Annotated in this window: 25 protein-coding genes; 15 read left to right on the forward strand and 10 right to left on the reverse strand. The window is 59.7% G+C overall.

Translation table 11 applies throughout. The features are described 5' to 3' along the window. The first annotated feature begins 32 nt into the window (after positions 1–32). The 3 genes from AB1E33_RS08985 to murJ are packed head-to-tail and all read left to right on the forward strand — an operon-like array spanning position 33 to position 5,531. The gene (locus tag AB1E33_RS08985) at positions 33–1,205 is read left to right on the forward strand and encodes a penicillin-binding protein activator (RefSeq protein ID WP_372576923.1); all 1,173 of its coding nucleotides are present in this window, start codon (positions 33–35) and stop codon (positions 1,203–1,205) included. Then, positions 1,165–3,993 carry a [protein-PII] uridylyltransferase gene (locus tag AB1E33_RS08990; protein ID WP_372576924.1) on the forward strand — a complete coding sequence of 943 codons (2,829 nt, stop codon included), beginning with the start codon at positions 1,165–1,167 and terminating at the stop codon, positions 3,991–3,993. The genes AB1E33_RS08985 and AB1E33_RS08990 overlap by 41 nt, the downstream gene beginning before the upstream one ends. After that, complete coding sequence (murJ, locus tag AB1E33_RS08995) at positions 3,990–5,531, forward strand: murein biosynthesis integral membrane protein MurJ (RefSeq protein ID WP_372576925.1); 1,542 nt, start codon at positions 3,990–3,992, stop codon at positions 5,529–5,531. The genes AB1E33_RS08990 and murJ overlap by 4 nt, the downstream gene beginning before the upstream one ends. Positions 5,532–5,780: 249 nt before the next feature. Here murJ and AB1E33_RS09000 read toward each other — a convergent pair whose 3' ends face one another. Then, positions 5,781–6,977: an MFS transporter gene (locus tag AB1E33_RS09000; RefSeq protein WP_372576926.1), complete on the reverse strand. Its 1,197-nt coding sequence runs from the start codon at positions 6,975–6,977 to the stop codon at positions 5,781–5,783. Further along, complete coding sequence (locus tag AB1E33_RS09005; protein WP_372576927.1) at positions 6,974–7,714, reverse strand: GNAT family N-acetyltransferase; 741 nt, start codon at positions 7,712–7,714, stop codon at positions 6,974–6,976. The genes AB1E33_RS09000 and AB1E33_RS09005 overlap by 4 nt, the downstream gene beginning before the upstream one ends. Before the next feature lie 4 nt (positions 7,715–7,718). On the opposite strand from AB1E33_RS09005, the gene pdxR reads away from it, so the two are divergent. Beyond that, the gene (gene pdxR, locus AB1E33_RS09010; protein ID WP_372576928.1) at positions 7,719–9,218 is read left to right on the forward strand and encodes a MocR-like pyridoxine biosynthesis transcription factor PdxR; all 1,500 of its coding nucleotides are present in this window, start codon (positions 7,719–7,721) and stop codon (positions 9,216–9,218) included. A gap of 533 nt (positions 9,219–9,751) precedes the next feature. Here pdxR and AB1E33_RS09015 read toward each other — a convergent pair. Beyond that, a complete protein-coding gene (locus AB1E33_RS09015; RefSeq protein WP_372576929.1) occupies positions 9,752–10,438 on the reverse strand; it encodes a rhomboid family intramembrane serine protease in 687 nt (228 codons plus the stop codon). Positions 10,439–10,526: 88 nt separating this feature from the next. On the opposite strand from AB1E33_RS09015, the gene trpS reads away from it, so the two are divergent. Next, positions 10,527–11,555, forward strand: coding sequence for a tryptophan--tRNA ligase (gene trpS, locus AB1E33_RS09020; protein ID WP_372576930.1), 1,029 nt, complete (start codon positions 10,527–10,529; stop codon positions 11,553–11,555). Between the two features lie 74 nt (positions 11,556–11,629). On the opposite strand, the gene AB1E33_RS09025 is transcribed toward trpS, so the two are convergent. Then, a complete protein-coding gene (locus AB1E33_RS09025; RefSeq protein ID WP_372576931.1) occupies positions 11,630–12,679 on the reverse strand; it encodes a Glu/Leu/Phe/Val family dehydrogenase in 1,050 nt (349 codons plus the stop codon). A 126-nt stretch (positions 12,680–12,805) separates the two neighbouring features. Between AB1E33_RS09025 and AB1E33_RS09030 the strand changes: the two genes are divergently transcribed. The 10 genes from AB1E33_RS09030 to AB1E33_RS09075 all read left to right on the forward strand — a co-directional run bounded on the left by AB1E33_RS09030 (position 12,806) and on the right by AB1E33_RS09075 (position 19,964). Next, positions 12,806–13,264 (forward strand): Lrp/AsnC family transcriptional regulator, encoded by a 459-nt coding sequence (locus AB1E33_RS09030; RefSeq protein WP_372576932.1) that lies wholly within the window; start codon positions 12,806–12,808, stop codon positions 13,262–13,264. Positions 13,265–13,335: 71 nt separating this feature from the next. Continuing rightward, positions 13,336–14,199: a branched-chain amino acid aminotransferase gene (locus tag AB1E33_RS09035; protein ID WP_372576933.1), complete on the forward strand. Its 864-nt coding sequence runs from the start codon at positions 13,336–13,338 to the stop codon at positions 14,197–14,199. A gap of 80 nt (positions 14,200–14,279) precedes the next feature. Beyond that, positions 14,280–14,735: a universal stress protein gene (locus AB1E33_RS09040; RefSeq protein WP_249707419.1), complete on the forward strand. Its 456-nt coding sequence runs from the start codon at positions 14,280–14,282 to the stop codon at positions 14,733–14,735. 134 nt (positions 14,736–14,869) lie between these two features. Further along, on the forward strand, positions 14,870–15,433 hold the full coding sequence (locus tag AB1E33_RS09045; protein WP_372576934.1) for a NifU family protein: 564 nt from the start codon (positions 14,870–14,872) through the stop codon (positions 15,431–15,433). Continuing rightward, on the forward strand, positions 15,423–15,863 hold the full coding sequence (locus AB1E33_RS09050) for a GFA family protein (protein ID WP_372576935.1): 441 nt from the start codon (positions 15,423–15,425) through the stop codon (positions 15,861–15,863). The genes AB1E33_RS09045 and AB1E33_RS09050 overlap by 11 nt, the downstream gene beginning before the upstream one ends. Then, positions 15,860–16,432 (forward strand): tRNA (adenosine(37)-N6)-threonylcarbamoyltransferase complex dimerization subunit type 1 TsaB, encoded by a 573-nt coding sequence (gene tsaB / locus AB1E33_RS09055; protein ID WP_372576936.1) that lies wholly within the window; start codon positions 15,860–15,862, stop codon positions 16,430–16,432. The genes AB1E33_RS09050 and tsaB overlap by 4 nt, the downstream gene beginning before the upstream one ends. Positions 16,433–16,443: 11 nt before the next feature. Further along, positions 16,444–16,842: a GNAT family N-acetyltransferase gene (locus tag AB1E33_RS09060; RefSeq protein WP_372576937.1), complete on the forward strand. Its 399-nt coding sequence runs from the start codon at positions 16,444–16,446 to the stop codon at positions 16,840–16,842. Between the two features lie 154 nt (positions 16,843–16,996). Next, entirely contained in the window at positions 16,997–18,001 is a 1,005-nt protein-coding gene (locus tag AB1E33_RS09065; RefSeq protein ID WP_372576938.1) for a BMP family lipoprotein, read from the forward strand. 269 nt (positions 18,002–18,270) lie between these two features. Continuing rightward, complete coding sequence (locus AB1E33_RS09070) at positions 18,271–19,194, forward strand: sulfite exporter TauE/SafE family protein (protein WP_372576939.1); 924 nt, start codon at positions 18,271–18,273, stop codon at positions 19,192–19,194. A gap of 2 nt (positions 19,195–19,196) precedes the next feature. Further along, positions 19,197–19,964 (forward strand): TIGR02186 family protein, encoded by a 768-nt coding sequence (locus tag AB1E33_RS09075; RefSeq protein WP_372576940.1) that lies wholly within the window; start codon positions 19,197–19,199, stop codon positions 19,962–19,964. Positions 19,965–19,973: 9 nt separating this feature from the next. Here the strand turns inward: AB1E33_RS09075 and AB1E33_RS09080 are convergent, their stop codons facing one another. The 6 genes from AB1E33_RS09080 to AB1E33_RS09105 form a co-directional block, all read right to left on the reverse strand. Further along, entirely contained in the window at positions 19,974–21,506 is a 1,533-nt protein-coding gene (locus tag AB1E33_RS09080) for an ATP-dependent DNA helicase (protein WP_372576941.1), read from the reverse strand. 62 nt (positions 21,507–21,568) lie between these two features. Beyond that, positions 21,569–22,207 (reverse strand): acyl-homoserine-lactone synthase, encoded by a 639-nt coding sequence (locus AB1E33_RS09085; RefSeq protein ID WP_372576942.1) that lies wholly within the window; start codon positions 22,205–22,207, stop codon positions 21,569–21,571. 106 nt (positions 22,208–22,313) lie between these two features. Beyond that, positions 22,314–23,033 carry a helix-turn-helix transcriptional regulator gene (locus tag AB1E33_RS09090; protein ID WP_372576943.1) on the reverse strand — a complete coding sequence of 240 codons (720 nt, stop codon included), beginning with the start codon at positions 23,031–23,033 and terminating at the stop codon, positions 22,314–22,316. Then, positions 22,981–23,190: a hypothetical protein gene (locus tag AB1E33_RS09095; RefSeq protein WP_372576944.1), complete on the reverse strand. Its 210-nt coding sequence runs from the start codon at positions 23,188–23,190 to the stop codon at positions 22,981–22,983. The genes AB1E33_RS09090 and AB1E33_RS09095 overlap by 53 nt, the downstream gene beginning before the upstream one ends. 214 nt (positions 23,191–23,404) lie before the next feature. Beyond that, positions 23,405–24,691: a crotonyl-CoA carboxylase/reductase gene (gene ccrA / locus AB1E33_RS09100; protein ID WP_372576945.1), complete on the reverse strand. Its 1,287-nt coding sequence runs from the start codon at positions 24,689–24,691 to the stop codon at positions 23,405–23,407. 107 nt (positions 24,692–24,798) lie between these two features. Beyond that, positions 24,799–26,208, reverse strand: a complete 1,410-nt coding sequence (locus AB1E33_RS09105) for a 1-acyl-sn-glycerol-3-phosphate acyltransferase (protein WP_372576946.1) — start codon at positions 26,206–26,208, stop codon at positions 24,799–24,801. Between the last annotated feature and the right edge of the window lie 17 nt (positions 26,209–26,225).

Below are 26,225 nucleotides of genomic sequence, written 5' to 3' on the forward strand. Positions count from 1 at the left end.
CCCGGATGCACGATCAGGGAGTTTTCATTTAGATGTTTGCGTTTTTCAAGCCCACCCGCAAATTTGCCAAAACGGCGCTTGCGCTGACAGCTGCCGGATTTCTGGCCGCATGTGACCTACCCGCAACCAGCGGGGGGCCCAGCATCAACACCTCGAAACCGGTGCCTGTGGCACTGCTGGTGCCTAGGGGATCGGGCCGCTCGGGTGACGCTTCGATGGCGCAGAGCCTTGAGAACGCCGCCCGCCTGGCGATGGGAGACCTGCAGAACGTGCAGATCGATCTGCGGGTCTATGACACGGCTGGCAGTTCCGCAACCGCCTCGGCGGTGGCACAGCAGGCGGTCGATGAAGGGGCGAAGATCATTATCGGCCCGGTCTATTCGCAAGCCGTGAACGCAGCCGGGCTTTCGGTTCTGAACAGGAACATCAATGTCCTGTCCTTTTCCAACAATACCAATATCGCGGGCGGCAACGTCTTTGTCCTAGGCTCGACCTTCGAGAACTCGGCCAACCGGCTGACCAGCTATGCTGCCCGTCAGGGCAAGGGCCGGATGGTCGTGGTCTACAGCAATGACGAGGGCGGGCAACTGGGCAAAGCCGCCATCGAGAACGGCATTCGCAACAGCGGCGCGACACTTGGAGGCTCGATCCCGTACGAACGCTCGCAACAGGGCGTGATCAATGCTGTTCCGCAAGTGAAAGCGGCTGTGGACAGCGCGGGCGACGCCTCGGTCTTTCTGACTTCCACCACGGCTGGCGCACTGCCGCTCTTCACCCAGCTTCTGCCCGAGGCAGGCGTTTCCAATCAAACCACACAGTTCATCGGCCTGACCCGCTGGGATATCCCGGCACAGACACTTGCCCTTCCCGGCGTTCAGGGCGGATGGTTCGCGATGCCCGACCCGGCCAAAAGCCAGAATTACCGCGCGCGGTACCAGTCTGCCTATGGTAGCGCGCCGCATCCGATCAGCGGGCTGGCCTATGACGGCATCGCCGCTATCGGGGCACTGGTCGGGTCGGGCAAATCCAATGCCCTGACCGGCGCGGCGCTGACACAAGGGGCTGGTTTCCAGGGTGTGGGCGGTATATTCCGCCTGAGGCCGGATGGCACGAACCAACGGGGATTGGCAGTGGCCACGATCCAGAACAAACAGGTGGTTGTGATTGACCCTGCTCCACAAACATTCTCCGGTGCCGGGTTCTGACCCTGAAAAGTATCAGCGCATTACACCTGATGTGGCTGGCGATCTGATCTGCCCGCCGGAACAGATATTCGATCCCGCTCGGGTCATGGATCACGTTGAAGCGCTTGCGGCCGAAGGGGCGGACAATGCCTCGCTGCGCAACGCGGTGGTAGTGATCCTGCGCGACACGCAAAAGGCGGGCCGCGATGCAATCGCCACAGCTTATGCCGAAAAGCCCTTTGCCGCCCGACCGCTGACCCGCTCTTACACCTATCTGACCGACGGCATGGTGCGCACCGCGCTTTATGTGGCCAGCGAAGTACTGCACCCGCTGGCTAACCCGACCCGGTCCGAGCGCATCGCGGTGGTGGCCGTCGGCGGCTATGGGCGCGGCGAGATGGCGCCCTTTTCAGATGTCGATCTGCTATTTCTGACACCCTACAAGATCACCGCCTGGGCCGAGAGCGTGATCGAATCCATGCTCTATATCCTGTGGGATCTGCGGCTGAAGGTCGGGCATTCCTCGCGCACCATCCGCGATTGCGTGCGCATGGGACAAGAAGACCAGACGATCCGCACCGCCATGCTGGAGCAACGCTTTCTTGCCGGGCATGCGCCACTGGCCGAGGAACTGGTCCAGACCCTGAAGGGCGAAATGTCCGACCGGACCGAGCGCGAATTCATTGAGGCCAAGCTGGAAGAACGCGAAAAGCGCCACCACAAACAGGGCGAGCGCTATATGGTCGAGCCCAATGTCAAAGAAGGCAAAGGCGGGCTGCGCGACCTGCAATCGCTCTACTGGATCGCCAAATATATCTACGGCGTTCATGACGTGGCAGAGCTCGTGGGTCTTGGCCTGTTCGAGCCTGAGGAATTCGAGCGCTTCGTTCGGGCCGAAGAGTTCCTCTGGGCGGTGCGCGCGCACCTGCATCTGGTCACCGGACGCGCCACCGAACAGCTGAATTTCGACCTGCAGGTCGAAGTGGCCGACCGCATGAACTATACTGACCGTGCCGGACGTCGGGCGGTCGAGGTGTTCATGCAGCGCTATTTCCGCGAAGCCACCGCGGTGGGTGAGTTGACCCGGATTTTTCTAACCAAGCTGGAAGCGGCGCACAAGAAAAGCGGCCCGCTGCTAGAGCGGATTTTTCGCCGCAAGCCGCGCACGAAGGCGGGCTACAAAGTGGTCCATAACCGACTGGACATCTCCGCCCCCGAGGCGTTTCTGGCAGACAAGCTGAACCTTTTGCGCCTGTTCGAGGAAGGTCTGCGGACGGGCATGCTGATCCATCCGGACGCGATGCGGCTGGTAACCGCCAATCTGGGCCTGATCGACGAGGACATGCGCAATGACCGCGAGGCGAGGCGCATCTTCCTCGACCTGCTGCTGAAGCACGGCAACCCCGAACGCGCGCTGCGCCGAATGAACGAGTTGGGCGTGTTGTCCGCCTTCATCCCTGAATTCGAACCCATCGTCGCGATGATGCAATTCAACATGTATCACAGCTATACGGTGGACGAGCACACCATACAGTGCATCGTCAACCTGGCCCAGATCGAACGCGGAGAACTGGTCGAGGCGCTGCCTCTGGCCTCGGGTATCCTTGAGGCCGGGATCAACCGCAAGGTCATCTATGTGGCCCTGCTGCTGCACGATATCGGCAAGGGGCGCGAACAGGATCACTCGATCCTCGGGGCCCAGATCGCACGCAAGGTCGCGCCACGTCTGGGACTGAGCAAATCCGACTGCGAGACGGTAGAATGGCTGGTGCGGTATCACCTTCTGATGTCGGACATGGCGCAGAAACGCGACATTTCGGACCCGCGCACCGTGCGCGATTTCGCCAAGGCGGTGAAGACGGTCAAGCGGCTGGATCTGCTGACGGTGCTGACGGTTTGCGACATTCGTGGCGTTGGCCCCAATACCTGGAACAACTGGAAAGCCACTCTGCTGCGCGCCCTGCATGCGGAAACCAAGCGGGCGCTGGAAACCGGGATGGAGGACCTGAACCGCGCCAATCGCGGCGCAGGTGCAAAAAAGGCGCTGCGTACGGCGCTGGACAACTGGTCGAAAGCCGACCTCAAGACAGAAACCGGGCGCCATTATGACCCCTATTGGCAGGGGCTGAACCTGTCGACCCATGTCGAGTTCGCCGAGATGCTGCGCGCGCTCGAGGTGAGCGGCGATGCCGGCGCGATGGAGATCCGCCTGCACCCGGACGAGGATCGCGACGCCACCCGCGCCTGTTTCGCTTTGGGCGATCATCCGGGCATCTTTGCCCGCGTCGCGGGCGCATTGGCGCTGGTTGGCGCAAACGTGGTCGATGCCCGCAGCTATACCACCAAAGACGGTTACGTGACCGACGCCTTCTGGATACAGGATGCCGAAGGTCGCCCTTATGAGGCCGCCCGCCTGCCGCGCCTGACCCAGATGATCCACAAGACCCTGAAGGGCGAAGTGGTGGCCAGCGATGCGTTCAAGTCGCGCGACAAGATCAAGAAGCGGGAAAAAGCGTTCAACGTCCCGACCCATATCACCTTCGACAATGACGGGTCCGAGATCTACACGATCATCGAGGTCGATACTCGCGACCGGCCCGGCCTGCTTTATGATCTGGCCCGCGTGCTGGCGGCCTCGAATGTCTATGTCGCCAATGCGGTCATCGCGACCTATGGCGAGCAGGTGGTCGACACATTCTATGTGAAGGACATGTTCGGGTTAAAATACTACTCCGAAGGCAAGCAGCGCACGCTGGAGAAACGCCTGCGCACAGCCATCGTTGAGGGCGCGGAGCGCGCCGATTCATGAAGCAGATCAGGCTGCTCTCGGGGTTATTCACCGTCGGGTTCTGGACACTGGCTAGCCGCATTCTGGGCTTTGTGCGTGAGATTCTTATCACCGCCTATATTGGCCCCGGCCCAGTGATGGACGCGTTTGTCGCAGCCTTCCGCCTGCCCAACATGTTCCGCCGCTTCTTTGCCGAAGGCGCGTTCAATGCCGCCTTCGTGCCGATGTTCTCAAAACGCCTCGAAGGGGGCGAGGACGCGCAGGGCTTTGCCAATCAGGCCTTCAACCTGCTGGGATTGGCGGTGCTGGCGCTGGTTGGGCTTGGCATGGTCTTCATGCCCGCGCTTGTCTGGGCCACGGCGGGCGGCTTTGCCGGGGATGCGCGATTTGATCTGGCGGTTGGCTATGGCCATGTCGTCTTTCCCTACATTCTGTTCATGGCGCTGGCGGCGCTGTTTTCAGGCGTGTTGAACGCCACCGGGCGGTTTGCCGCCGCCGCTGCCGCACCGGTCCTGCTGAATATCCTGGCCTGCGCCGCGATGCTGCTGGGCGCGAAAGGCGGCGGTGATGTCATCACCTGGCTGATCTGGGTGATCCCGGTCGCGGGCGTAGCGCAGCTGGCTCTGGTCTGGGGAGCAACCGAGCGGGCGGGCATCCACATCCGGCCCGGCCTGCCCCGGTTAACGCCCGAGATGCGCCATATGGTGGCGATCGCGGTTCCCGCGGCGCTGGCAATGGGAGTCACGCAGATCAATCTGGTGGTTGGACAACTGGTTGCCTCGCGCACCGAAAGCGCGGTCAGCTGGCTGTTTGCGGCGGACCGCCTCTATCAGCTACCGCTGGGCGTGGTTGGCATCGCCGTCGGAGTGGTTCTGCTGCCGGACCTGTCGCGCAAACTGCGGGCGGGCGATGACGCGGGCGCACGCACCGCCTATTCCCGCGCCGGAGAGTTCACTCTGATGCTGTCGCTGCCCGCCGCCGTGGCGCTCGTCACGGTGCCGCTGCCGCTTATCTCGGTCCTGTTCGAACGTGGTGCCACCGGGGCCGAGGACAGCGCCGCTATGGCGCTGGCAGTGGCGATCTACGGTCTGGGCCTGCCCGCCTTCGTGCTGCAGAAACTGCTGCAACCGCTCTATTTCGCGCGCGAGGATACCAAGACCCCCTTCCGTTATGCGATGGTGGCCATGGTGGTGAACGCGGTGCTTGCCTTTGGTCTTTACCCGGTTGTCGGCTGGATTGCTCCCGCGATCGCGGCCTCGGTCGCGGGCTGGGTGATGATCGCGTTTTTGGCGCTTGGATCACGCCGCATGGGGCCGATGGCACACCCCGACCGGCGACTGTTCGACCGGGCCTGGCGGATCGTTCTGGCCTCCGCCGTGATGGGTGTGACGCTGACCCTCGTCAATCAGCTCTTTGGCTGGTCGTTCCAGGTGCCGGGATGGCGCTATCTTGCCTTGCTGGCGCTGGTGATATTCGGAAGCGTTGTCTATTTCGTCGCCGGGCATGTCTTGGGCGCCTTCCGCCTGAGCGAGTTACGGCAGATGATGCGGCGTGGCTGACTCTTTTTGGGGTCGTTTACGGGTGGGTGTGAAAGCCTCTGTTAGCGGGATACCAGCCGTTCGCGTTCCGCGCACCCAAGTGTTTGATCCAGGGTTTTGATGCAGTGATCTTTTCGCAAGAATGGAAGGCTTCTCTATGGGACAAGTTCATCACAGAAGCGCCGCGCAAAGAGGCAGGGGGTCGCCGACGATGCCGAAATACAGCAGATCGAAGCGCTACACCCAAAGCCCGCCAGTCAGACACAGCTCCTAACGCGTGTCTGAGGCAACAGACGCCAATGCTGCGCGAACTGAAATAGATCGCATCAGCGCCATTGTGGCCTCAATGCCCGCCATTGCCACAACCAACATCAAAAGTGCGCTGCTGCCCATTTCGACCATCATCCAACCCGCTACCAGCGGGAAACCGAAGATCCCGATGAAATAGCTTAACGCAAAAAATTGCAGGGTCTGGGGCAGAATTTCCGGCTCAGCATCATTGGCGGCCATGGCCGCCAGTATCGGATAGCTGACACCATAGCCGATGCCAAAAAGGAACGCGACCAACAGATACAAGGATACATGGCCGCCGATCCCGAGAAACAGCGCGATCGACCCGAACATAACGTATTGCAGGATCGCGATGGTCAGATAGGGGTTCCGCCCACCTTTGAACCGAGCCAACACCAGGCGGAACAGCACGACTGTGATTGTGTAGGCCAGAAAGTAGTCAGCATAATTCAGCCCACGCTCGTCGGCAAACACCGTCTGAAAATTGTTCATGCCGGCAAAAACGGAGGCCCCCATGCAGACCATGATGACTGGCAGCCTGGCCTTTGATTTCATGATCACGACAACACTGGCAAAAGACAGCGAAGATCGCACCTCAGGTCCTCTGGCGGATGCCTGGTTTCGCACACTGCCAGTAATCGCAAAGAAGATCGTCCCAGCTAATGCACAAAGAACCGCCGTCACAAAGAAGGCATCATTAACAGTCATCCCCGATTTTTCCATCAGAGAGGTCATCACAGGCGACAGGCCAAATCCGGCCATGACTGCCACAGACAGGATGGCGAAGTAGCGCACACGCTCTTCCACGTTCACAAGCCCGGTCAGCACGATGGGTGATAGAGCGTAGGTCAGGCCCCAGCCGACCCCAAGCGCGACGCTGGCGAATACCAGCGATACCCCGACGTCGGTGGCGAGTCCGTAAGATGCAAGTGCGGCGGCGATAGAAAGACAAGCTCCGCCCAATGTGGGTACCCGTCCAAACCGGTCTGAGAGGTGGCCCGAAAAATAGACCGTGAGCAAGGTTGCTATGGCCGTGATGAACAGCATAACCCCCACCACCTTTTCGTTGCCTCCAAAGCCTTCAAATAGGCGCGGCAGCATGAAAGTAAGACCATAGGCCCCAGCCTGAAGGAAACTGGCCAGATAGAACAATGTAAACATGGTCGAGCGCGTCATGTTGCGGTCTCCCTTTGTGCGCGCACTGATCGCTCAAGCACAATCAGATCGGCAAGTTTCAGGCGCTGCTGTCCATCATCGTCGACGTTTTCCGGTGCCAGCCAGGATTGGAATCCGCGCTCAACTGGAAACCAGTCGCGGTCAAGCGACCCATACCAGGCGGTATCTCGGTTGCGGTCCTCATAGGTCGCTGCCTGCTCGAAAGTGCCCTCATAACGAAATCCAAAGCGCTTTGCCACCGCCCGCGAAGGGGCATTCAGCGCATCGCATTTCCATTCCAAGCGTCGATAGCCCAGGTCGCGCATTGTCCGCCACATCATCAGAAAGATGGCTTCAGTGGCAATCCGAGTGCGTTGAAGACTTGGCGCAAACGTAATGCCGCCAATCTCGATGACGCCATGATCAGGCTGGATGCGCCAGTGCCTGGCAATGCCTGAAGCTTTGCCGGTTTCCTGATCTGCCACCGGAAAATAGGGTTGTTCCTGGACGCCACTGGCGCCTTCGGCCCATTCTCTCAAACTTGAAACGGTATTGAACGGCCCAATGAAATTGTAGGCCCAGATCTTGCCCGAGGTATCGCGACCGAAGGCTTGAAACAATTCCTGTACATGTGCCAGCGGATCAAGCGACACCAAACAGGCAAAGCGCCCCACCATCCCTTGGTGGCCGGGATGGCAAGCACCGGTCCAATCGGGCAAAGCCGATCCAATTGGCTGACCGTGTTCATTGATGCACATTGTAATGCACTCACTCATCAAGGGTTTCGAATGCGGTATGAATTGTCACAATTTTTGGCATCCCTTAATGTCCAATACTGAACAAAACGAGCATACCAAAATGAAACAGTGTCCTTGGCTTGCCTTTTCCATCGACCGTTCTTCGAGGGTGCCCGTATTCGAGCAGATCTGCACAGCCATCCGCGAGCGCTCGATTGCCGGTGAACTGATTGAGGGCACAAAACTGCCACCGACGCGCGTCTTCGCAACGGAGCTCGGCGTGTCACGCTCAACCGTAGTAACTGCCTACGAACAGCTTGTGGCCGAGGGTTATTTGAATAGCCTGCGAGGGTCGGGTTACACTGTCTGCGCGCTCGGTGAAGTCGAGTTGTCTGGTCAGACACCTAACATCAAATCATCCCCGCAAGATGATTGCGCAAAGGTGTCGGTCCCTTTTGAGGCAAGCCAACCTGACATGCGCCTGTTCCCGCATCGACAATGGGCGAAATCCGTTGCCCGTGTGTGCAGGACGAACCCTCAGGCGATGCTCATCGGGGGGGGCAGTTTTGGAAACGCTGACCTGCGCCAGGCCATCGCCGAACATGTATCAGAGTGGCGCGGTATCGAAGCCTCGCCTCATCAGATCATTGTAACGGCCGGTTCTACAGATGCGCTTGAGATCTGCATGCGCAGCCTGATCAACAAAGGTGAAATCATCGGGCTTGAAAACCCTGGCTATTTGCCAATGCGTCGGTTTGCCGATGCTCAGGATTTGGTGTCGGTTTTTCTGAATTTGGATGAACACGGCGCCCGATTGCCTGATCCTCCTGCCACACCAAGGCTCGTTGTTCTGACGCCTTCACATCAATACCCGCTTGGCGGCGCTATGGCACCAAATCGTCGGCTGGAATTCATTAACTGGGCTGAGACACAGGATGCATGGATCATCGAAGATGATTATGACAGCGAGTTTCGTTATGCGGGCCGCCCAATCCCGGCCATGACGGGATTTGACCGACTGAACCGGACGATCTACGTCGGCAGTTTCTCAAAGATCTTCTCGAATTCTCTTAGGCTTGGTTACGTCGTTGTCCCCGAAACGCTGTTGGACCAGTTCCGGAAAACAATGAAACTGCTCGGGCAGAAGGCAAGCTACATGCCTCAACAGGCACTGGCTGAATTCATGGCTTCCGGTGAGTTTTACCGGCACCTGCGGCGCGTGCGCCGCATCTACGGCGAGCGCCGCAAATTCTTGTTGGGGAAGCTTTCGCAAGACTTCTCCGCTTTCGGGAGTTTTTTTGATCATCAAGCGGGTATGCAGGTCGTGCTCCACCTGACGAGTGCATTCTCGGACATAGACATTTGTCATCGGGCGTTTGACAAGGGTGTGGTGGTTCAACCGCTATCACGTTTCTCGATTGGAAATCCCCGTCATAACGGCCTGATTATTGGCTTTTGCGCGTGCTCGGAAGAAGAAATGAAGCCCGCCCTAGCTATTTTGAAGACTTGTTTCTCAAAGGGCTAGCCTATTGCTCAGATCCGAAGGGCGTTCTTCGAAGCATAATGCGCCTCGCCCCCGCTAAATGTTACCAACTCAAAACTTGTGCAGCCATACGCACGCGCAGGGTCTCATCGCGTACGGCATAATTGTTAAACCCTCTCCACGCAGCGCCAATTGAGCGGCCAGAAAGCTAGTGATTTTTGCCGCGATGATCTCTCTGGGAAAATGGGTTTGACCAAGATAACGCAATACGCAGAGCTGAAGCGCGGTTTCGGATGGCGCAGGACGTAATCGCAAAACCGCAATAGGTCAGATTCAGAATTCTGCAGAGAGCCTGGGGACAAGCCCGACACGCTCTGTCGGTCGGTCGATCCCAAGAGCAACCTGCGCGATTACAGGAAACGGTGTCCCGGTCACTAACGTTGGCTATCACACTTTGCTGCAAACAACCCCCATGTGACCCTTCGCGAAACACCTGGATCAGCCAACGCCACCCGAGATCAAATATTTCAACGCGTTAGGTGTTGCTGGGTGTTTCAAGTCAATCAAGAGGTGCTTTAGTCATGGCGGATGCGACTGCGTATCCGTGCCCAGCCACCGGGACCCAAAAAGAAGGACAGGCCGAACCCGGTGGCGAACCCCGCCAGATCGGCGGTCCAGTCCCTTGACCCGCCAAACAGCAACCCGAACAACAGCTGCGCACCCATCAGAAACGCGATGAGCGTAAAGGCTCGCGCCTGATTCTCACCCACCAGCGACAGCTTGCGCCAGAGCAGAAAGGTAAAGGCGCCGATCAGCCCGTAGACCGGAGGGAAGCCACCCACCAGAGGATAAGGTTCGTTCAGCAACAGTGCATAAAGCAACGCGCCACCGATCCCGCTCAGAACGAAGATCAGCAGCATCGCTACCGCGCCAAAGGTCTCGGCCACCAACTTGCCCATAGCCAGCACGAAGACACAGACAAAGATCGTTTGGGTGAAGGTAACGCTGACAAAAGGATAGGTTACGAAGCGCATTAGATGCTCGAAAGGCCAGCGCCCGGTCTCAACCATCCAATCGAATATATCACCCGAAAAGGCGTATTTTTGCATCGCTGCCACGCGCCAGCCAACCGCCTCGGGCCCGCCGATCAACCCTTTGGAGCCTGCCATGAAGAGAATCTCGATCCCCATCAGGACCAGAACCAGCGCCACCACCACGGGCGGCAACGGGTTCACGGGTGGGGTATGGGTGGGGCTGCTCATGACTTTGGTCCCTTTTGCGCCTGTTGACGTCTGTTGACCCCATGGGTAAGCGACGAAGGCCGAATTTTCCAGACGGGAGTCGCTTTCCATGACCGAGACCAAGTTCACGCCCCGCGTGTTTTCCGGTGCGCAGCCTTCGGGCAACCTGCACTTGGGCAATTATCTTGGGGCGCTGCGGAATTGGGTGCGGATGCAGGGATCAGAGTTCGAGACCATCTATTGCATGGTTGACCTGCACGCGATCACCGTTTGGCAGGACCCGGCTGAACTGCGTAGGGCCACACGTGAGCTTTGCGCGGGATATATCGCGTCTGGCCTCGATCCCGAAAAGTCGATCCTGATCAACCAGAGCCAGGTTCCCGAACACGCGCAACTGGCCTGGGTTTTTAACTGCGTCGCCCGGATGGGGTGGATGCAGCGGATGACGCAATTCAAGGACAAGGCGGGCAAAAACGCGCAGAACGCCTCGCTGGGACTGTTTGCCTATCCGGCGCTGATGGCGGCGGATATCCTTGTCTACCACGCCACCCATGTGCCAGTGGGCGAGGATCAGAAGCAGCATCTGGAACTGACCCGCGACATCGCGATCAAGTTCAACCACGATTTCGGCGTCGATTTCTTCCCGGTCACCGAACCGGTGATCGAAGGCGCCGCAACGCGAGTGATGAGCCTGCGCGACGGGTCGAAGAAGATGTCGAAATCCGACCCTTCGGATGCCAGCCGTATCAACATGACCGATGACGCGGATACAATTGCGAAGAAAATCCGCAAGGCCAAGACCGATCCCAATGCGTTGCCATCTGAGGCGAACGGGCTGGAAGAGCGCCCCGAAGCGCGCAATCTGGTCGATATCTATGCCGCGCTAAGCGATCAGAGTGTAGATCAGGTGCTGGCCCAGGTTGGTGGCAAGCAGTTTGGCGAATTCAAGCCGATGCTGGCAGATCTGGCAGTGGCTAAACTGGCCCCGATCGCGACCGAGATGGCGCGGCTGATGAACGACCAGACGGAAATCGACCGCATTCTGAGTCGCGGTTCGGAACGCGCGCGGGAGATCACCGCGCCGATCCTGCGCCAGACCTATGACATTATCGGGATGGTGCCGCCGGTCGCGCTCTGACACAGCGCCTCCAATGGCGCTGGGTCAAGGCGCTCCGAAGCGCCGTGGGACAGGTCATGTGACCTCGCTGACCGCTATGCCGCATCCGGTCGCAATACATCCGCAACGATCGCCTCGGCCACGTAGTGCGGGCTGACATCACGCGTCTTTGCGGCGTGCAGGATGCGGTCCATCGTCCTGTCCAGCGCCTCGAGTTTCTGCGCCACCCAATCCTCGCGTGCGTCGATGCGCAAAATCTCGGTCGCGACATTGATGATACCGCCACCATTGGCCACGAAATCCGGCGCATAAAGAATGCCGCGCTGGTGCAGTCGGTGCCCATCTTCGGGCGTCGCAAGCTGGTTGTTCGCCCCACCCGCTACCGCCTTGACCCGCAATCTGTCGATCCTGTCCGCATCCAGAATCCCGCCTATGGCGCAGGGCGCGAAGATATCGGCGTCGACATCGAAAATCGTATCGCTCGCCACCGCGCGTGCACCGAATTCGGCCTCGGCTCGCGAAGCTCGTGTCGCGTCGATATCGGTCACCACCAGCCGCGCGCCCTGTTCCCTTAGGAATCTACAAAGATGCCAGCCGACATTGCCAAGCCCCTGCACGCTCACGGTCCGGCCCGACAGATCATCGGAACCGAACTGGTGCCGCGCCACCGCCCGGATCGCGTTGAAGATGCCGCGCGCCGTGATTGGGGATGGATCGCCGCTCGCGTGACTGCCCTGCTCAAGCCCAGCCACACAATCCGTCTCGCGCGCAATCTCGGCCATGTCGGCCGGGGTCATACCCATATCCTCGGCTGTCCAATAGCGCCCGTCGAGCTGCGCGACCGCGAGGCCAAAAGACTGCAACAGGCCGGGTGTCTTGTCGCGCACAGGATCGCCGACGATAACCGCCTTGCCACCGCCCAATGGCAGACCGGCGGCGGCGTTCTTCAGCGTCATGCCCTGCGACAGGCGCAGCGCATCCTCGAGCGCCGCGTCGAAACTGTCATAGGGTCGCATCCGCACACCACCCGCCGCTGGGCCAAGTTGTGTCGAATGGATGGCGATCAGGCCCAACAGACCGCTTTCGAGGTCCTCAATACGGTAAACGCCTTCATGCCCGGGCGCCTCGATTTGCGTCAGATTCATCTCTCTCCTCCGTCCTTGATCGAATTTTCTCACGAAGCGTGCAGCAATTCCCTCCAATTTCGACTATTCACTAAATAAATTTTGAAAGTATTCTCTAACATCAGTCGAATTTTTGGAGATTCCACTATGGACGCCATTGATCATCGAATCGTGCACCACCTGCAAAAAGACGGACGGATGACAGTGACTGATCTGGCCGAGATAGTGGGGCTGTCCGCGACGCCTTGCGCGCGGCGAGTGGAGCGGTTGCAGACAAAGGGCGTCATCACCGGTTACGGCGCACGGGTCGATCCAGGAAAGCTCGGGTTGGGCGTGTCTATCTTTGTCTCGGTGGAACTGGCCCGCCAAGACAAATCCGCGATCGATGCCTTCGAGAAGGCGATACTGATCTGCGACGAGGTCATGGAATGTTACCTGATGACCGGATCGCGCGACATCCTGTTGCGCGTAGTCGCCGCTGATCTTGCGGCATTCGACCGGTTCCTGGAAAACCGGCTGATGCAGATCCCCGGCATCCGCAATCTGCGGTCGAACTTCGCACTCAGAACCATCATGAAGCGCAACGAGTTGCCGGCGCCCGCGTGATCCCTCTGGTGAATCTGTTCTGGACGCCTGCGACAATCCTGCCTAGGTTTCGTCCGTTCAGGGAGGACCAGATGGCGACGGGCAAGAACATCCGCACCTATTTCAACGATCACTGGCACGAGGGTGATGTGCCGATCATGCGGGCGGCAGATCACGGCGCATGGCTGGGCACAAATGTATTCGACGGCGCGCGGCATGTGAACGGGCTGAGCCCCGATCTGGACGCCCATTGCGCACGGGTCAACCGCTCGGCCGAGGCGATGATGCTGACACCCACCGTCACCGCTGACGAAATGGTCGCAATCGTGAAAGAAGGGCTGAAGGAATACGCCCCGGATGCGGCGGTTTATATCCGGCCGATGTATTGGGGCATCGACGGCGACAGCACGGCCGTCGTGCCGTCACAAGACAAGACTGGCTTTGCGATCTGCCTCGAAGAGATTCCAATGGCCCCGGCGCATGCCACTGCAACCCTGACCACGACACGGTTCCGGCGGCCGGTGCTGGAGGCGGCGGTGGTGAACGCCAAGGCCGGCGCGCTTTATCCCAACAACGCGCGGATGCTGCGCGAGGCCCACGAGAAGGGGTTTTCAAACGCGCTGGCTGCCGATGCGATGGGCAATGTGGCGGAAACGGCCACCGCCAATATCTTCATGGTCCGCGATGGCGAGGTCTTTACACCCATTCCCAATGGCACCTTTCTGGCCGGGATCACACGGGCGCGGCATATCTCCAATCTGCGCTCGGACGGCGTGACGGTGCACGAAACGGTGCTGTCCTTCGATGATTTTCACAACGCAGACGAGGTCTTTATGTCGGGCAACATGAACAAGGTAACCCCGGTCACCGCACTGGAAGATACCGGCTATCAGGTCGGCCCGATTGCGCGGCGGGTGCGCGAACTGTATTGGGACTGGGCGGCGTCAGACCGGTAACCCTTTGAGACACCTGCAAAACCACCGGTTGCCAGCCCCCTGTTGCTGGGGCATGATCCAGAAGAAAAGGAGCCATCCTCATGCGGAAGTTTCTGGTCGTCCTTGATGACAGTCGTGAATGCTTGAACGCCATGCGATTCGCGGCCATGCGTGCGGCCCATACGGGCGGCGGCGTCGCCATCCTGTCGGTGATCCCTCCGGATGAGTTCAATCACTGGATCGGCGTCGGCGAAGTGATGCGCGAAGAAGCGCGCGAACGCATCCACGCCCATTACGAAGTGTTCGCCAAATGGATGCGCGACAAACAGTCGGTCGAGCCCGAATTGATAATCCGCGAAGGCGAGGCGGTACCGGAAATTATCGCCCAGGTGAACGAAGACCCGGAGATCGGGGTACTGGTGCTGGGTGCGGGGACCGACAAGAAAGGCCCCGGGCCGCTGGTCACACAGATGAGTCGGTCGTCCGGTTCGCTGCCGATCCCGTTCACCATCGTGCCAGGCGATCTGAGCAAGGAAAAGCTGGAAGCGATCACCTGATCCGCGGGTGCGCCCGGCAAAGATCAGGGGTGGCAGGTCTTGACCTAGCCTCCACACGATTTAGAATTGTTCTAAACCTTGACTTGCGCCCTGACGGGTCGCATATCTGCTGCTCTGATCATGGAGACCCCAGAATGTTCATCCAGACCGAATCGACCCCGAACCCCGCAACACTGAAATTCCTGCCGGGACAGACCGTGTTGGACATGGGCACCGCTGATTTCCCCTCTGCCGACACCGCAGGAAAATCTCCGCTGGCTGGCCGGATCTTCGCGGTGGACGGTGTGACCGGTGTGTTTCTGGGCAATGATTTCGTCACGGTCACCAAGAGTGATGGCGTCGAATGGGACCATATCAAACCCGCCATTCTGGGAGCGGTGATGGAGCATTTCCAGTCCGGGCAGCCGGTCATCAACGATGGCGACACGGCCGGGTCCGGCCATGCCGAACATACCGGCGAAGATGCCGAGGTGGTCGACCAGATCAAGGAACTGCTCGACAGCCGGGTGCGTCCCGCGGTGGCACAGGATGGCGGTGACATCACTTTTCACGGCTTTGATCGCGGGGTAGTCTATCTGCATATGCAGGGTGCCTGTGCCGGATGCCCGTCCTCGACCCTGACGCTGAAGATGGGCATCGAGAACCTACTGCGCCACTATATCCCCGAAGTGACCGAGGTGCGCCCGGTTGCCGTCTGACTCGGCCGCTTCCGTGACCGGGCAGTGCTATTGCGGTGCGACACGCCTGTCCGCCGCCGCCGCGCCCCTGACGGTGGCCTATTGCCATTGTGCCGATTGCCGCCGCTGGACCGGTGCGCCGGTGGGGGCTTTTGCCGCCTTCGATCAAAACGATCTGGCGACCAATCCCGCGCTGGGCGACGGGACCTCACATCATCCGGGCGTGCGGCGCTGGAATTGCGGCCGCTGCGGGTCGCCGCTGGCGGCAACTTTCGATTATCTGCCCGGTCAGGTCTACGTGCCCATCGGCGTGCTGGATCAGGCGGATGACTTGCCTCCGCTCCTGCATTGTCATGCCGACAAAGGGCTGCGCTGGCTGCACATTGCCGATGGGTTGGACCGCGCCGCTGGCTCAGGCCGGAACGCGCTGAACAGCGCTGGCGACAGATGACGCTGATCCTTGGCTTCGACACCTCCGGCCCTTGGTGCGCAGCCACATTGCTGCGCGATGAGCAGGTGCTGACCCTGCGCCATGAGGCGATGAGCAAAGGGCAGGCCGAACGGCTGATGCCATTGCTTGAGGAGGTTCTCGAACGGGCCGGTGTCACCTGGCGCGATCTGGACGCCATCGGAGTTGGTACTGGTCCGGGCAATTTCACCGGCATCCGCATCGCGGTGTCAGCCGCGCGCGGGCTGGCGCTGGGCCTTGGCATTCCGTCGGTGGGCGTGGATGGGTTTGAGACCCGCGCGCTATGTGCACCGCCCGATCAGCAGGTCGCGGTTCCCGCCCCGCGCGATCAGCTTTACCTGCAAACGGACACGGGCATCGCCGTGGTCGCCCGGTCCGAGGTCGACGGGCCAGTTCATGCCGATATTGACCCGCAGGAGCTGGCTCAGGCCATTGCCCGGATCACCGCCGAACGCCGACTTGGCGCGACGCATCCCCCCGCCCCGGTCTACGCCCGCCCGGCAGATGCAGCCCCAGCCAGCGACCCTCCGCCGGTCATTCTGGACGCATGACGCCCGCGCAGATGGCACAAACCCATGCCGCCGCCTTTACCGGATCGCGGCCATGGTCGGCGACCGAGTTCGAAGCACTGCTGTCGAATCGATTCACCCACAAGGCAGGCGATGCGCGGTGTTTCGCGGTCTACACGCTGATCGCGGATCAGGCCGAATTGCTGACCATCGCCACTGATCCCGCCTACCAGCGGCAGGGCCTCGCCCGGCACTGTATGGAGCAATGGCAGGAAGAGGCCGCCGCAAATGGCGCCAGGCGCGCCTTTCTGGATGTGGCCGAGGACAATACACCGGCGCTGTCACTTTATCATCGCTGCGGCTATGCCCGGTGCGGAGTGCGGCGGGCCTACTACCTGCGTGACCACGGGCTGAAACTCGACGCAATCGCGATGGAGCGTGCCTTGCCGTGAAGGAAAGCACGCTCAAGGCTGCCTGCAGCCGTAAAAAGCGGTTGACCCCCGGCACCGGGCACGGCCTTAATTGCCAGCGTCATATACAGTTGATCAATCACCGGGGCTTCGGGAGCAACCCGCGCCCTCAACCAAAAAACAACGGGAGTATCCAATGAACCTCATGAAATCCCTGATGGGTGCCGCAGCCGCGGTTGCATTGACCGCAGGCCTTGCAACGGCAGAACCGGCGCTGATCTATGATCTGGGCGGTAAATTCGACAAATCGTTCAACGAAGCAGCTCACAACGGCGCAGAACGCTGGGCGAAGGATACTGGCGGCTCGTACAAGGACATCGAAATCCAGACCGAGGCGCAGCGTGAACAAGCGGTTCGGCGTTTCGCCGAGGCGGGATTCAACCCCGTCGTCACAACCGGCTTCGCCATCGCTTCGGTGCTTGAGGAAGTCGCGGGCGATTATCCGGACACAAACTTCGTCACAATCGACGGATGGGTTGATCCGGAGAAGCATCCGAACGTGCTGATCATCGGCTTCACCGAACACGAAGGCTCTTATCTGGTCGGCATGATGGCGGCGCAGGCGTCGGAATCGGGGACTGTCGGGTTCATCGGCGGCATGGATGTACCCCTAATCCGCAAGTTCGCCTGCGGTTATGCACAGGGTGTCAAAGCGGCCAACCCCGATGCGACCATAATCGCCAACATGACCGGAACCACACCGTCGGCCTGGAATGACCCGGTGAAGGGCTCGGAACTGACCAAAGCGCAGATCAGCCAAGGCGCTGACGTGGTTTATGCCGCAGCGGGCGGCACCGGCGTGGGCGTTCTGCAAACCGCCGCTGACGAGGGCATCCTGTCGATCGGCGTGGATAGCAACCAAAACCACCTGCACCCGGGCAAGGTTCTGACATCGATGCTGAAACGCGTCGACGTGGCCGTTTACAACGTCATGAAAGCGGGCGAGGAGATGGAGCCGGGCGTTCTGGTTCTGGATCTTTCCGCCGATGGTGTGGGCTATGCCATGGATGACAACAACGCCGAACTGGTCAGCGGCGATATGCAGTCCTCGGTCGAAGACGCCAAGGCCAAGATCATCGCAGGTGAGATCGAAGTTCACGACTATACCAGCGACGACAGCTGCCCGGTTCTGAACTTCTGAATCGCTTGAACATTGCTGGCAAACGGGCCTCTGCCTGTTTGCCAGACGGTCCTGGCCTTGGGTTCTAACAAGGCCAGTTTCGACCGATCTATAAGCCCACAATCATCTTCAAGATTTCGCGCGGCACCAATTCGGGCCGCAATTCACCTTGTTACGGGCGCTTTTTCTACCTCGCCGCTTCAAAACTGACTCAAAATGTGATCCGCGCTTTGTGCTGCAAGGCAGCATAAGCGGTTGATTTTGTGATGCGGCGTGAATTAACAGTAAACATGCAAATTTACCTTCCCATCGCTGAAGTTTCGGTCAACGCGTTCCTGCTGCTGGGTCTGGGGGGCCTCGTCGGGGTTCTGTCCGGCATGTTCGGAGTCGGTGGCGGTTTTCTGATGACACCGCTGCTTTTTTTTATCGGCATCCCCCCCGCCGTCGCGGTTGCGACCGAGGCCAACCAGATCGTCGCCTCGTCCTTTTCCGGAGTGCTGGCCCATTTCAGGCGGCGAACCGTCGATTTCAAGATGGGAGGGGTGTTACTGGCCGGTGGTCTGACGGGCGCGGCGTTGGGTGTGGTGGTGTTCAACTACCTCAAAAGCCTCGGACAGGTCGATCTGCTGGTCAAGCTTTGCTACGTGGTCTTTCTGGGCGTAGTTGGCGGGCTGATGTTCATCGAAAGCCTAAACGCGATCCGCAAAGCCCGTAAGGCGGGTGGTGCGGCGCCAGCAAAACGGCGTCAGCGAGGATGGGTCCACGCGTTACCATTGAAGATGCGGTTCCGCACTTCGGGCCTGTATATCTCGGCCATTCCGCCCCTGATCGTCGGCGTGTTTGTCGGCATCCTGTCGGCCATAATGGGGGTCGGTGGCGGCTTCATAATGGTGCCCGCGATGATCTATATCCTAGGCATGCCGACCAAGGTGGTTGTCGGCACCTCGCTGTTTCAGATCATCTTTGTTACCGCATTTACCACGATGCTGCACGCAACCACCAACTTTACCGTTGATGTTGTGCTGGCGGTGCTGCTGCTGGTTGGCGGCGTGATCGGGGCGCAGATCGGCACGCAGATCGGCACCAAGCTGAAGGCCGAACAATTGCGGATTTTGCTGGCGATGATGGTTCTGGTGGTCTGTGGCAAGCTGGCGCTGGATCTTCTGCTGCAACCGGCCGAGCTGTTCTCGCTGGGCACGGATGGAGGGCATTGATCATGTGGCGCGCTCTGCTTGTCCTGCTGTGTTTTGCCGCGCTGCCCGCGCAGGCCATCGAAGAAGAGATCGTTCTGGGCCTGAGCCATGACCGGGTGGCCATCACGTCGACCTTCGACGGGTCCGACATTCTGGTCTTTGGCGCGGTCAAGCGCGAAACACCCATCCCGGACGCGGAACCGCTGGAGGTCGTGATCACCGTTTCCGGCCCGTCAAAGCCAGTCATGGTGCGCCGGAAGGAAAAGAAATTCGGCATCTGGGTCAATGTGGACAGCGTTCTGGTGGACTCCGCGCCAAGCTTTTATGCGGTCGCCACCAGCGCGCCGTTCAACAAGGTGCTAAGCAATACCGATGACCTGCGCTACAAGGTTTCGATCCCGCAGGCGATCCGATCTGTTGGGGCGAGTATGAAGGTTGCGGATGCCCAGGAATTCGCCGAGGCCGTCATTCGCATTCGCAAGGCCGAAGGGCTTTATTCGGTGCGTGAGGATACGGTCGCCGTGGATCAGCAGACCCTGTTCCGCACGTCAATCGAGATGCCCGCGAACTTGATCGAGGGCGATTACAAGACACATATCTATCTGACCCGGGGTGGCCAGGTCGTGTCGCAGATCGCGACTGATATCGATGTGCGGAAGGTCGGGTTGGAACGTTTCCTGTTCAACCTCTCGCGGCAGCAGCCGGCAATCTACGGTCTGATGTCGCTGGCAATTGCGATCTTTGCCGGTTGGGGCGCCTCTGCCGCGTTTACCGTATTGCGCAACCGCTGACCGGCAGTCTCACCCCTCCTGCCGCTCCAATTTCAGCGCCGCTGCCGGTGCCTGCCGCAGATCATCTACGCGCAGCGGATAGGTGGGTTTCGACAACCGGTTGCGCACCACCCAGATCAGCCGATCCTGCGCCCGCGTGATGGCCACATAGGCCAGACGCTTCCACAGAGGTTGCCCCGCCTCGACACGGCCCATCCGGGCCGCCGCGTAAAGGTCTGGCCCAAAGACCTGCACAGTGTTCCATTGCGACCCCTGCGCTTTGTGGATCGTGACTGCCGCGCCATGCAGAAATGTCGCGCCCATGCGCGCGGCGAAGGGGATGAACGGCTCTTCTTCGTCAGGTTTTTCGATCTTCACGATCGAGGCCGCGCTGACCTGCGGTTCTTCTGCCCCGATCACATGCAATTTTGAGAATCCCGGCTTCCGCCCCGGCCCCAGATAAATGACCTGCGCGCCCTTGATCAGCCCGCGCGCCTCAAGATCCAACCGTTTCTTGCGGTGCTTGAGCGGCAATTCGATGCCGTCGCAGATCAGCGGTTCACCTTCCAGCAGTGCCTCTTCCGGCGCGCCGTGGACCGAGCGGAAGGCATTGATCAGGCGGATGCGTGTGGCGTTGCGCCAGACCAAAACCGGGCTGCGCGCCATCAGATCCACATCGACCCGCGCGCCCCATACAACCCGATCATCGCGCTGAGCGGTGTCCTGGATCATGTCCTCGAAGTCCTGAAACCCCAACGCGGGATCGGCCAATGCATGGGCCAGGTCTAGGATCGGGTTGTCGGACTCTTGCCGGTGAATGCGCTTGAGGTCCAGCTTGCGCGGTTCCGGCAAACCGTCAAAGACCATCGAGCCCGACTGGTTGACCGGCGCCAGCTGCGCCGGGTCGCCAAACAGCAGCAGGGTCGGAAAGATCTCCTTGAGATCTTCGAACTGCCGGTCGTCCAGCATCGAGGCCTCATCGACAAAACCGATATCCAGCGGTTCATCTCGCCGCTTCCAACCAGTGATGAAATCCGAACCTCGCAGCCCGGCGGCGGCCAGAGCACCCGGAATGGATTTGTTGCGCTCGTAGAAGGCAGCGGCGCGGTCCAGCGCCTCGTCGCTTATGCCTTCGACCTCAGGCCGCTCGCCGCTGCCCGCCAGCCATTCGGCGATGCGCTCATATTCCGGGTCGTAGACCGGGGTATAGAGAATGCGGTGGATGGTCGTTGCGGGCACACCGCGCAGGCGCAGCACGCTGGCCGCCTTGTTGGTTGGTGCAAGGATCGCCAATGTGCGGCGCTCGCGCGCCTTGCGGCCTTCGAAATCACCAGAAACTATGTGAACGCCGGCCCCTTCTAACGCCTTGTAAATCTCGGCAAGCAGCAGGGTTTTTCCTGACCCTGCCTTGCCAACCACCGCCATGACGCCCGAGCTTTCTGTACCTGAAGACAGACGGAGCGTTTCGTCGTCAAGGTCAATGCCCGCATGGCGCAGCATATCTGTCACGCTGTCGAAAGCAGCGGCCTGATCATCGGAGAATGTAACTGCGGGACTGCTCATGCCGCGACCCTATCGCCGTGCCCGGCGGATCACCAGACGCGGCGTGCGGCTTTGCCGCGATGTCAGGCGGTTTGTGCGAACCGGTGGTGCCCGGACGATCCGAACGCGCGGGTGAACCAAAGCCGGGACAGATCCAGCGAAATGCCGGCCCTGGTTGCCACTTTGTTGCGCGCCTCTTCGGTAAACTCCCACAATCCCACAGAGATCCGGTCGCGTCCCTCACCCTCTGACCCGAGGATTTCAGGCGATGATCCGATTGCCTTGTATATGCGCACCATGCGGGCATCGAAAACGCCCGCGAAATGCCTCACGCCGAATCCGGTCATGATTTCCCCGCCCCCCAGCATCAGGGCGGCTGCCACCCGGCTATCAGCATCACGCGACAGGCAAAACCGCGTGCATTCCCAGATCAACGGGCTGCAGATCGGCACACCGCCAGTCAGGTGGCCGAACACGTCGTTTACCATGACCGGGCCTGTCGTAGGCAGAAAACGCATCGACCCCCCATGGCCCCCGTCCGCGTTTTCCCAGATGACATACAACGGATTAAGCGCATCATACTGGTCGCGCTCTTCCCCATTCTCATCAACCGTCACGTCCCATCCGAGCCTTGTTTTGAACTGATCTGCCCGATCCTGAAACATCGATCGCGCCAGGTCGCTATGCTGATGCAATTGATCTGCATAAAGATAACGTAGCATTTGACTTCCCCTTGTCGTCCGAAATCTGGAACAAAGGGAGTACGTAAGAATGGTTAATATCTGGTCACCGAGGCGGCCGGCGCACTAGACCCAAGCGGGCCGCGCGTTACATGACGATCAAACCCTGGCTCAGCGCCTTAGCTATCGCATGGGTTGTGTTAAGCGCGCCAAGCTTGAAACGCGCGCTCTCGATATAGACCCGCAGCGTGTGCTCGGAGATCGACAATGAGTGCGCAACCTGCGCGCGGCTGTAGCCCAGCGCCAGAAATGTCAGCGCGTCCACCTCGCGCGGAGACAGGGCGCGCACCGGTTGCGGGGCGCGATTTTCTTCGAAATCCAACGCTTTGCGATTAAAATAATGCGCGATCAATATCAGGTCGTGGCCGTAGGTTTCCTTAAACTCCGGCCATTCCTCGTCACTGCAATTGTGATTGGCTGTGAACAGCGCGAACTGCCCGCTCGGACCGCGCACGGGGATCGAGTAACCTTGATTGCCGACGCCGTTATCGAGCGCATCGGTCAGAAACTCCCGCGCCGCCTTTCCCGACCAGTCCACCGCTTTCCAGTCAACGGGATGAAACCGCTGGAAACAGCCGACAATTACCGGATCCACGCGCAGGTATTGTTTGTCGATATAGCGCCGAATCCAATCCTCTGGATAAGTTCCGCAGCCATATTGGTCCCCCGCGCCGTCCACCCAGTGATAGACGATGTGATCTATGCCCAGAGCGTCGCGCAGACCGGCAGATACGGCCTGCAGCCCATCGAGCCCGTCAGTGGCGTCCAACTCCTCCAATATGGGGCTCAAATCGGCTTTCCTGTACATCTACCCGTGTCTTAGGCTCGTCCTCGAGCTTGGCTATCTCGACGGCCGCAATCAGTCGGGTGTCCCCCAGCTGCTCGGCAAGGGTTTCCAACCCGTTTGCCGATGCGAACGTCTTGAGATCCGCCAGCACATCAAGGATCCAATCGTTTCTTGCCATAACACTCTCCCCTCAACCGTTAACGAAGTGTTAATTTCAACTATAACATGTGCCAATTTTGTTAGGAAATTCGCTGCTTTCCACTCCCCAGAAATAGCGAGGGTGAATTTTCTAAGTTGTTGAAGTACATCCGGGCACCTTTGGTACAGAAAAAACCAGCGAATCATCCATGTGATTCGCTGGCTTTTGTAGCGGCGATTGCCCTCGTATCCGGTTAACGACCGGCTTCGAGCACCTCTTCAAGAGTGCGCAGCCCGGTCTTCGGGGCCTGAACCAGAACCGACATATTGCCCGGCTTATGCTCGTTGCGCAGCATCTTCATATGCGCCTCAGGCAGGTCGGCCCAGGTAAAGACCTCGGACATGCAGGGATCGAGGCGACGCTCGAGCATCAGCTTGTTGGCCGCTGCTGCCTGCTTGAGATGGGCAAAATGCGAGCCCTGCAAGCGCTTCTGGTGCATCCAGACGTAGCGGACATCAAACGTCAGGTTGAATCCGGTAGTGCCCGCGCAGATCACGACCATACCGCCCTTTTTGCAGACAAAGCTGGAGACTGGGAATGTCGCCTCTCCAGGGTGTTCGAACACCATGTCGACATTGTTGCCCTTGCCGGTGATCTCCCAGATCGCCTTGCCGAACTTGCGCGCCTCTTTGAACCAGGTTGCATATTCGGAGCTGCCGACCTTCGGCAACTGACCCCAGCAACTAAAGTCCTTGCGGTTCAGCACGCCTTTGGCGCCCAGACCCATTACGAAATCGCGCTTGTCTTCGTCTGAGATCACACCGATCGCGTTCGCGCCCGCTGTGTTGATCAGCTGGATCGCGTATGATCCCAGACCGCCCGACGCGCCCCAGACCAATACGTTCTGGCCCGGCTTCAGGTCATGCGGGTGATGGCCGAACAGCATCCGATACGCGGTGGCCAGCGTCAGCGTGTAGCAGGCGGCCTCTTCCCAGCTCAGGTGCTTGGGACGCGGCATCAGCTGCTGGGCCTGTACGCGGGTGAACTGGGCAAAGGACCCGTCGGGGGTCTCGTAGCCCCAGATACGCTGGCTGGGCGAGAACATCGGGTCGCCGCCATTGCATTCCTCGTCGTCGCCGTCGTCTTGGTTGCAGTGGATGACGACCTCATCACCGACCTTCCAGTTCTTCACGCGATCGCCCACCGCCCAAACGATACCGGACGCGTCAGAGCCAGCGATGTGGTAAGGCTCGCCATGGCCGTCAAACGGGCTGATCGGCTGACCCAGCGCAGCCCAGACCCCGTTGTAGTTGACCCCTGCCGCCATAACCAGCACCAGCACGTCGTGGCTGCCCAGCTCGGGCACATCGACCACTTCTTGCTGCATCGCCGTGTTCGGCTCGCCATGCCGTTCCTGACGGATGGCCCAGGAATACATTTGCTTGGGGACATAACCCATAGGGGGGATTTCACCCATTTCATAAAGGTCTTTTTCCGGCGCTTCGTAGGCCGCCGAGCCGTCGTTGGTATCCAAAGCCATGCTGGCCTCCTTTGTTCGCTTTTGCCGCAATGCAGAATCGCGGCGTTCAGCAAGGGATATTCACCCTCACGCAACATTGCAACCCATTTTGGGCTGCTTTTGAAACTTTATGACCCCGCAGGTGCAGCATTTTCTTCTGCGACCGCATGGACAGGAGGCTCTGTTTCCAGAAGATGTGCAACAGAGCATGCATAAAAGGCCAGAAGATCAGCGCGTTCACCGGACAAGCGGTACCTCTCGCCTTCGCGTTTCAGCATTCGCCGGTCCACCAGTTGCTGCAGCGCGTCGTCGGTTGCCGAGGCAATTTCTTCGTCCGGCAGGATAGCCTGCCCCCCCGGCAGTGTCGGAAAGATGCGGCTGAAGGCCGACACTACGTCATCACGGGTCATTTCGCCATTTTTCTGCATCAACCACGCGGTAAGCGGAACCGGCAACACCGGCACCAATGACCCGATCCGCTGCGATAGTTCGCGCGCCAGCGGGATCGTGAGGTCCCGATCATGCGTCGCCTCGAAACTGCCGAGCGAGACCGGTTCCCCAAAACTCACTGCCGCGAATCCGAAACGGCTGAACCGGCCCAGGATGCGCTGCCAGATCTGCTTCAGCATCCAGACAAAGATGACCCCGATCCGCGCCCGAAACCGCCGCTCGTTCCGGCTGGCGGCCGCCGTCAGAATGGTGTCTTCCAGCACCCGGTCATAATTAATCGCAACTGGCACGAACACCACGTCGCGCCCGCTTTCCTGCGCTGCGTCAATCATATATTTCAACAAACCCAGCTTGGGGGGGCCCATCCCACCGGTCAGGCTCAGCCCGCCTTCGGGAAAGATGGCCTGGGTTACCCCGGCCTCGGTGGCGTGGCGCACATAACAGGCCAGGACGTTGCGATAAAGATCGCTGCGTGACTTGCGCCGGATGAAATAGGCTCCCATCGCGCGGATCAGGCGGCTCAGCGGCCAGACTCGCGCCCATTCTCCGACGGCATAAGACAGCGCGGATTGATCAGCGGCCAGATAGGTCACCAGCACATAATCCATGTTGCTGCGATGATTCATCACGAACACGACTGTGGTGTCTTCAGGGATGGAGCCCAGTGCCTCGGCATCAACATATGACAGGCGTACACGGAACAGCGCGTTGCTGATCAGCCGCGCCGCGCGGATCGCGAAAGAGAAATAGGCAAAGGCCGAAAAGGACGGGACGATTTCGCGGGCATATTTTCGGGCGGTTTCCGAGGCGACGGCCTCGGGTATGCCATGTTCATGCGCATGAGCCTGTACTGCCCGTCCAACCTCGGGGTCGTATATAATATGTTGCATCATGTCGTGTCGCCGCATCAGCTTGAAGGGCTGGATGGGGCGGGTCAGCTGTTGATTCAGCCGCGCAACGGCTCGTTCCAGGCGGCGGCGAAAGAACCACCTGACCGAAGGCAACATGACCTTGTCCAGAGCGGCCACAATGGCGAAGCCCAGAATCAGCAGCAACAGCCAGAGTGGCATCTCGATGGTTTCAGTCATGCGGCCAAACTGCCACC

This window comes from Ruegeria hyattellae, assembly GCF_041537925.1.
In the GTDB taxonomy this organism is placed as follows: domain Bacteria; phylum Pseudomonadota; class Alphaproteobacteria; order Rhodobacterales; family Rhodobacteraceae; genus Ruegeria_C.

Coding starts and splice junctions, on each gene's coding strand:
- AB1E33_RS08985 (WP_372576923.1), top strand. CDS start 33: ATGTTTGCGTTTTTCAAGCCCACCCGCAAATTTGCCAAAACGGCGCTT.
- murJ (WP_372576925.1), top strand. CDS start 3,990: ATGAAGCAGATCAGGCTGCTCTCGGGGTTATTCACCGTCGGGTTCTGG.
- AB1E33_RS09000 (WP_372576926.1), bottom strand. CDS start 6,977: ATGACGCGCTCGACCATGTTTACATTGTTCTATCTGGCCAGTTTCCTT.
- AB1E33_RS09005 (WP_372576927.1), bottom strand. CDS start 7,714: ATGTGCATCAATGAACACGGTCAGCCAATTGGATCGGCTTTGCCCGAT.
- pdxR (WP_372576928.1), top strand. CDS start 7,719: ATGCACTCACTCATCAAGGGTTTCGAATGCGGTATGAATTGTCACAAT.
- AB1E33_RS09015 (WP_372576929.1), bottom strand. CDS start 10,438: ATGAGCAGCCCCACCCATACCCCACCCGTGAACCCGTTGCCGCCCGTG.
- trpS (WP_372576930.1), top strand. CDS start 10,527: ATGACCGAGACCAAGTTCACGCCCCGCGTGTTTTCCGGTGCGCAGCCT.
- AB1E33_RS09025 (WP_372576931.1), bottom strand. CDS start 12,679: ATGAATCTGACGCAAATCGAGGCGCCCGGGCATGAAGGCGTTTACCGT.
- AB1E33_RS09030 (WP_372576932.1), top strand. CDS start 12,806: ATGGACGCCATTGATCATCGAATCGTGCACCACCTGCAAAAAGACGGA.
- AB1E33_RS09035 (WP_372576933.1), top strand. CDS start 13,336: ATGGCGACGGGCAAGAACATCCGCACCTATTTCAACGATCACTGGCAC.
- AB1E33_RS09040 (WP_249707419.1), top strand. CDS start 14,280: ATGCGGAAGTTTCTGGTCGTCCTTGATGACAGTCGTGAATGCTTGAAC.
- AB1E33_RS09045 (WP_372576934.1), top strand. CDS start 14,870: ATGTTCATCCAGACCGAATCGACCCCGAACCCCGCAACACTGAAATTC.
- tsaB (WP_372576936.1), top strand. CDS start 15,860: ATGACGCTGATCCTTGGCTTCGACACCTCCGGCCCTTGGTGCGCAGCC.
- AB1E33_RS09060 (WP_372576937.1), top strand. CDS start 16,444: ATGGCACAAACCCATGCCGCCGCCTTTACCGGATCGCGGCCATGGTCG.
- AB1E33_RS09065 (WP_372576938.1), top strand. CDS start 16,997: ATGAACCTCATGAAATCCCTGATGGGTGCCGCAGCCGCGGTTGCATTG.
- AB1E33_RS09070 (WP_372576939.1), top strand. CDS start 18,271: ATGCAAATTTACCTTCCCATCGCTGAAGTTTCGGTCAACGCGTTCCTG.
- AB1E33_RS09075 (WP_372576940.1), top strand. CDS start 19,197: ATGTGGCGCGCTCTGCTTGTCCTGCTGTGTTTTGCCGCGCTGCCCGCG.
- AB1E33_RS09080 (WP_372576941.1), bottom strand. CDS start 21,506: ATGAGCAGTCCCGCAGTTACATTCTCCGATGATCAGGCCGCTGCTTTC.
- AB1E33_RS09085 (WP_372576942.1), bottom strand. CDS start 22,207: ATGCTACGTTATCTTTATGCAGATCAATTGCATCAGCATAGCGACCTG.
- AB1E33_RS09090 (WP_372576943.1), bottom strand. CDS start 23,033: ATGTACAGGAAAGCCGATTTGAGCCCCATATTGGAGGAGTTGGACGCC.
- AB1E33_RS09095 (WP_372576944.1), bottom strand. CDS start 23,190: ATGGCAAGAAACGATTGGATCCTTGATGTGCTGGCGGATCTCAAGACG.
- ccrA (WP_372576945.1), bottom strand. CDS start 24,691: ATGGCTTTGGATACCAACGACGGCTCGGCGGCCTACGAAGCGCCGGAA.
- AB1E33_RS09105 (WP_372576946.1), bottom strand. CDS start 26,208: ATGACTGAAACCATCGAGATGCCACTCTGGCTGTTGCTGCTGATTCTG.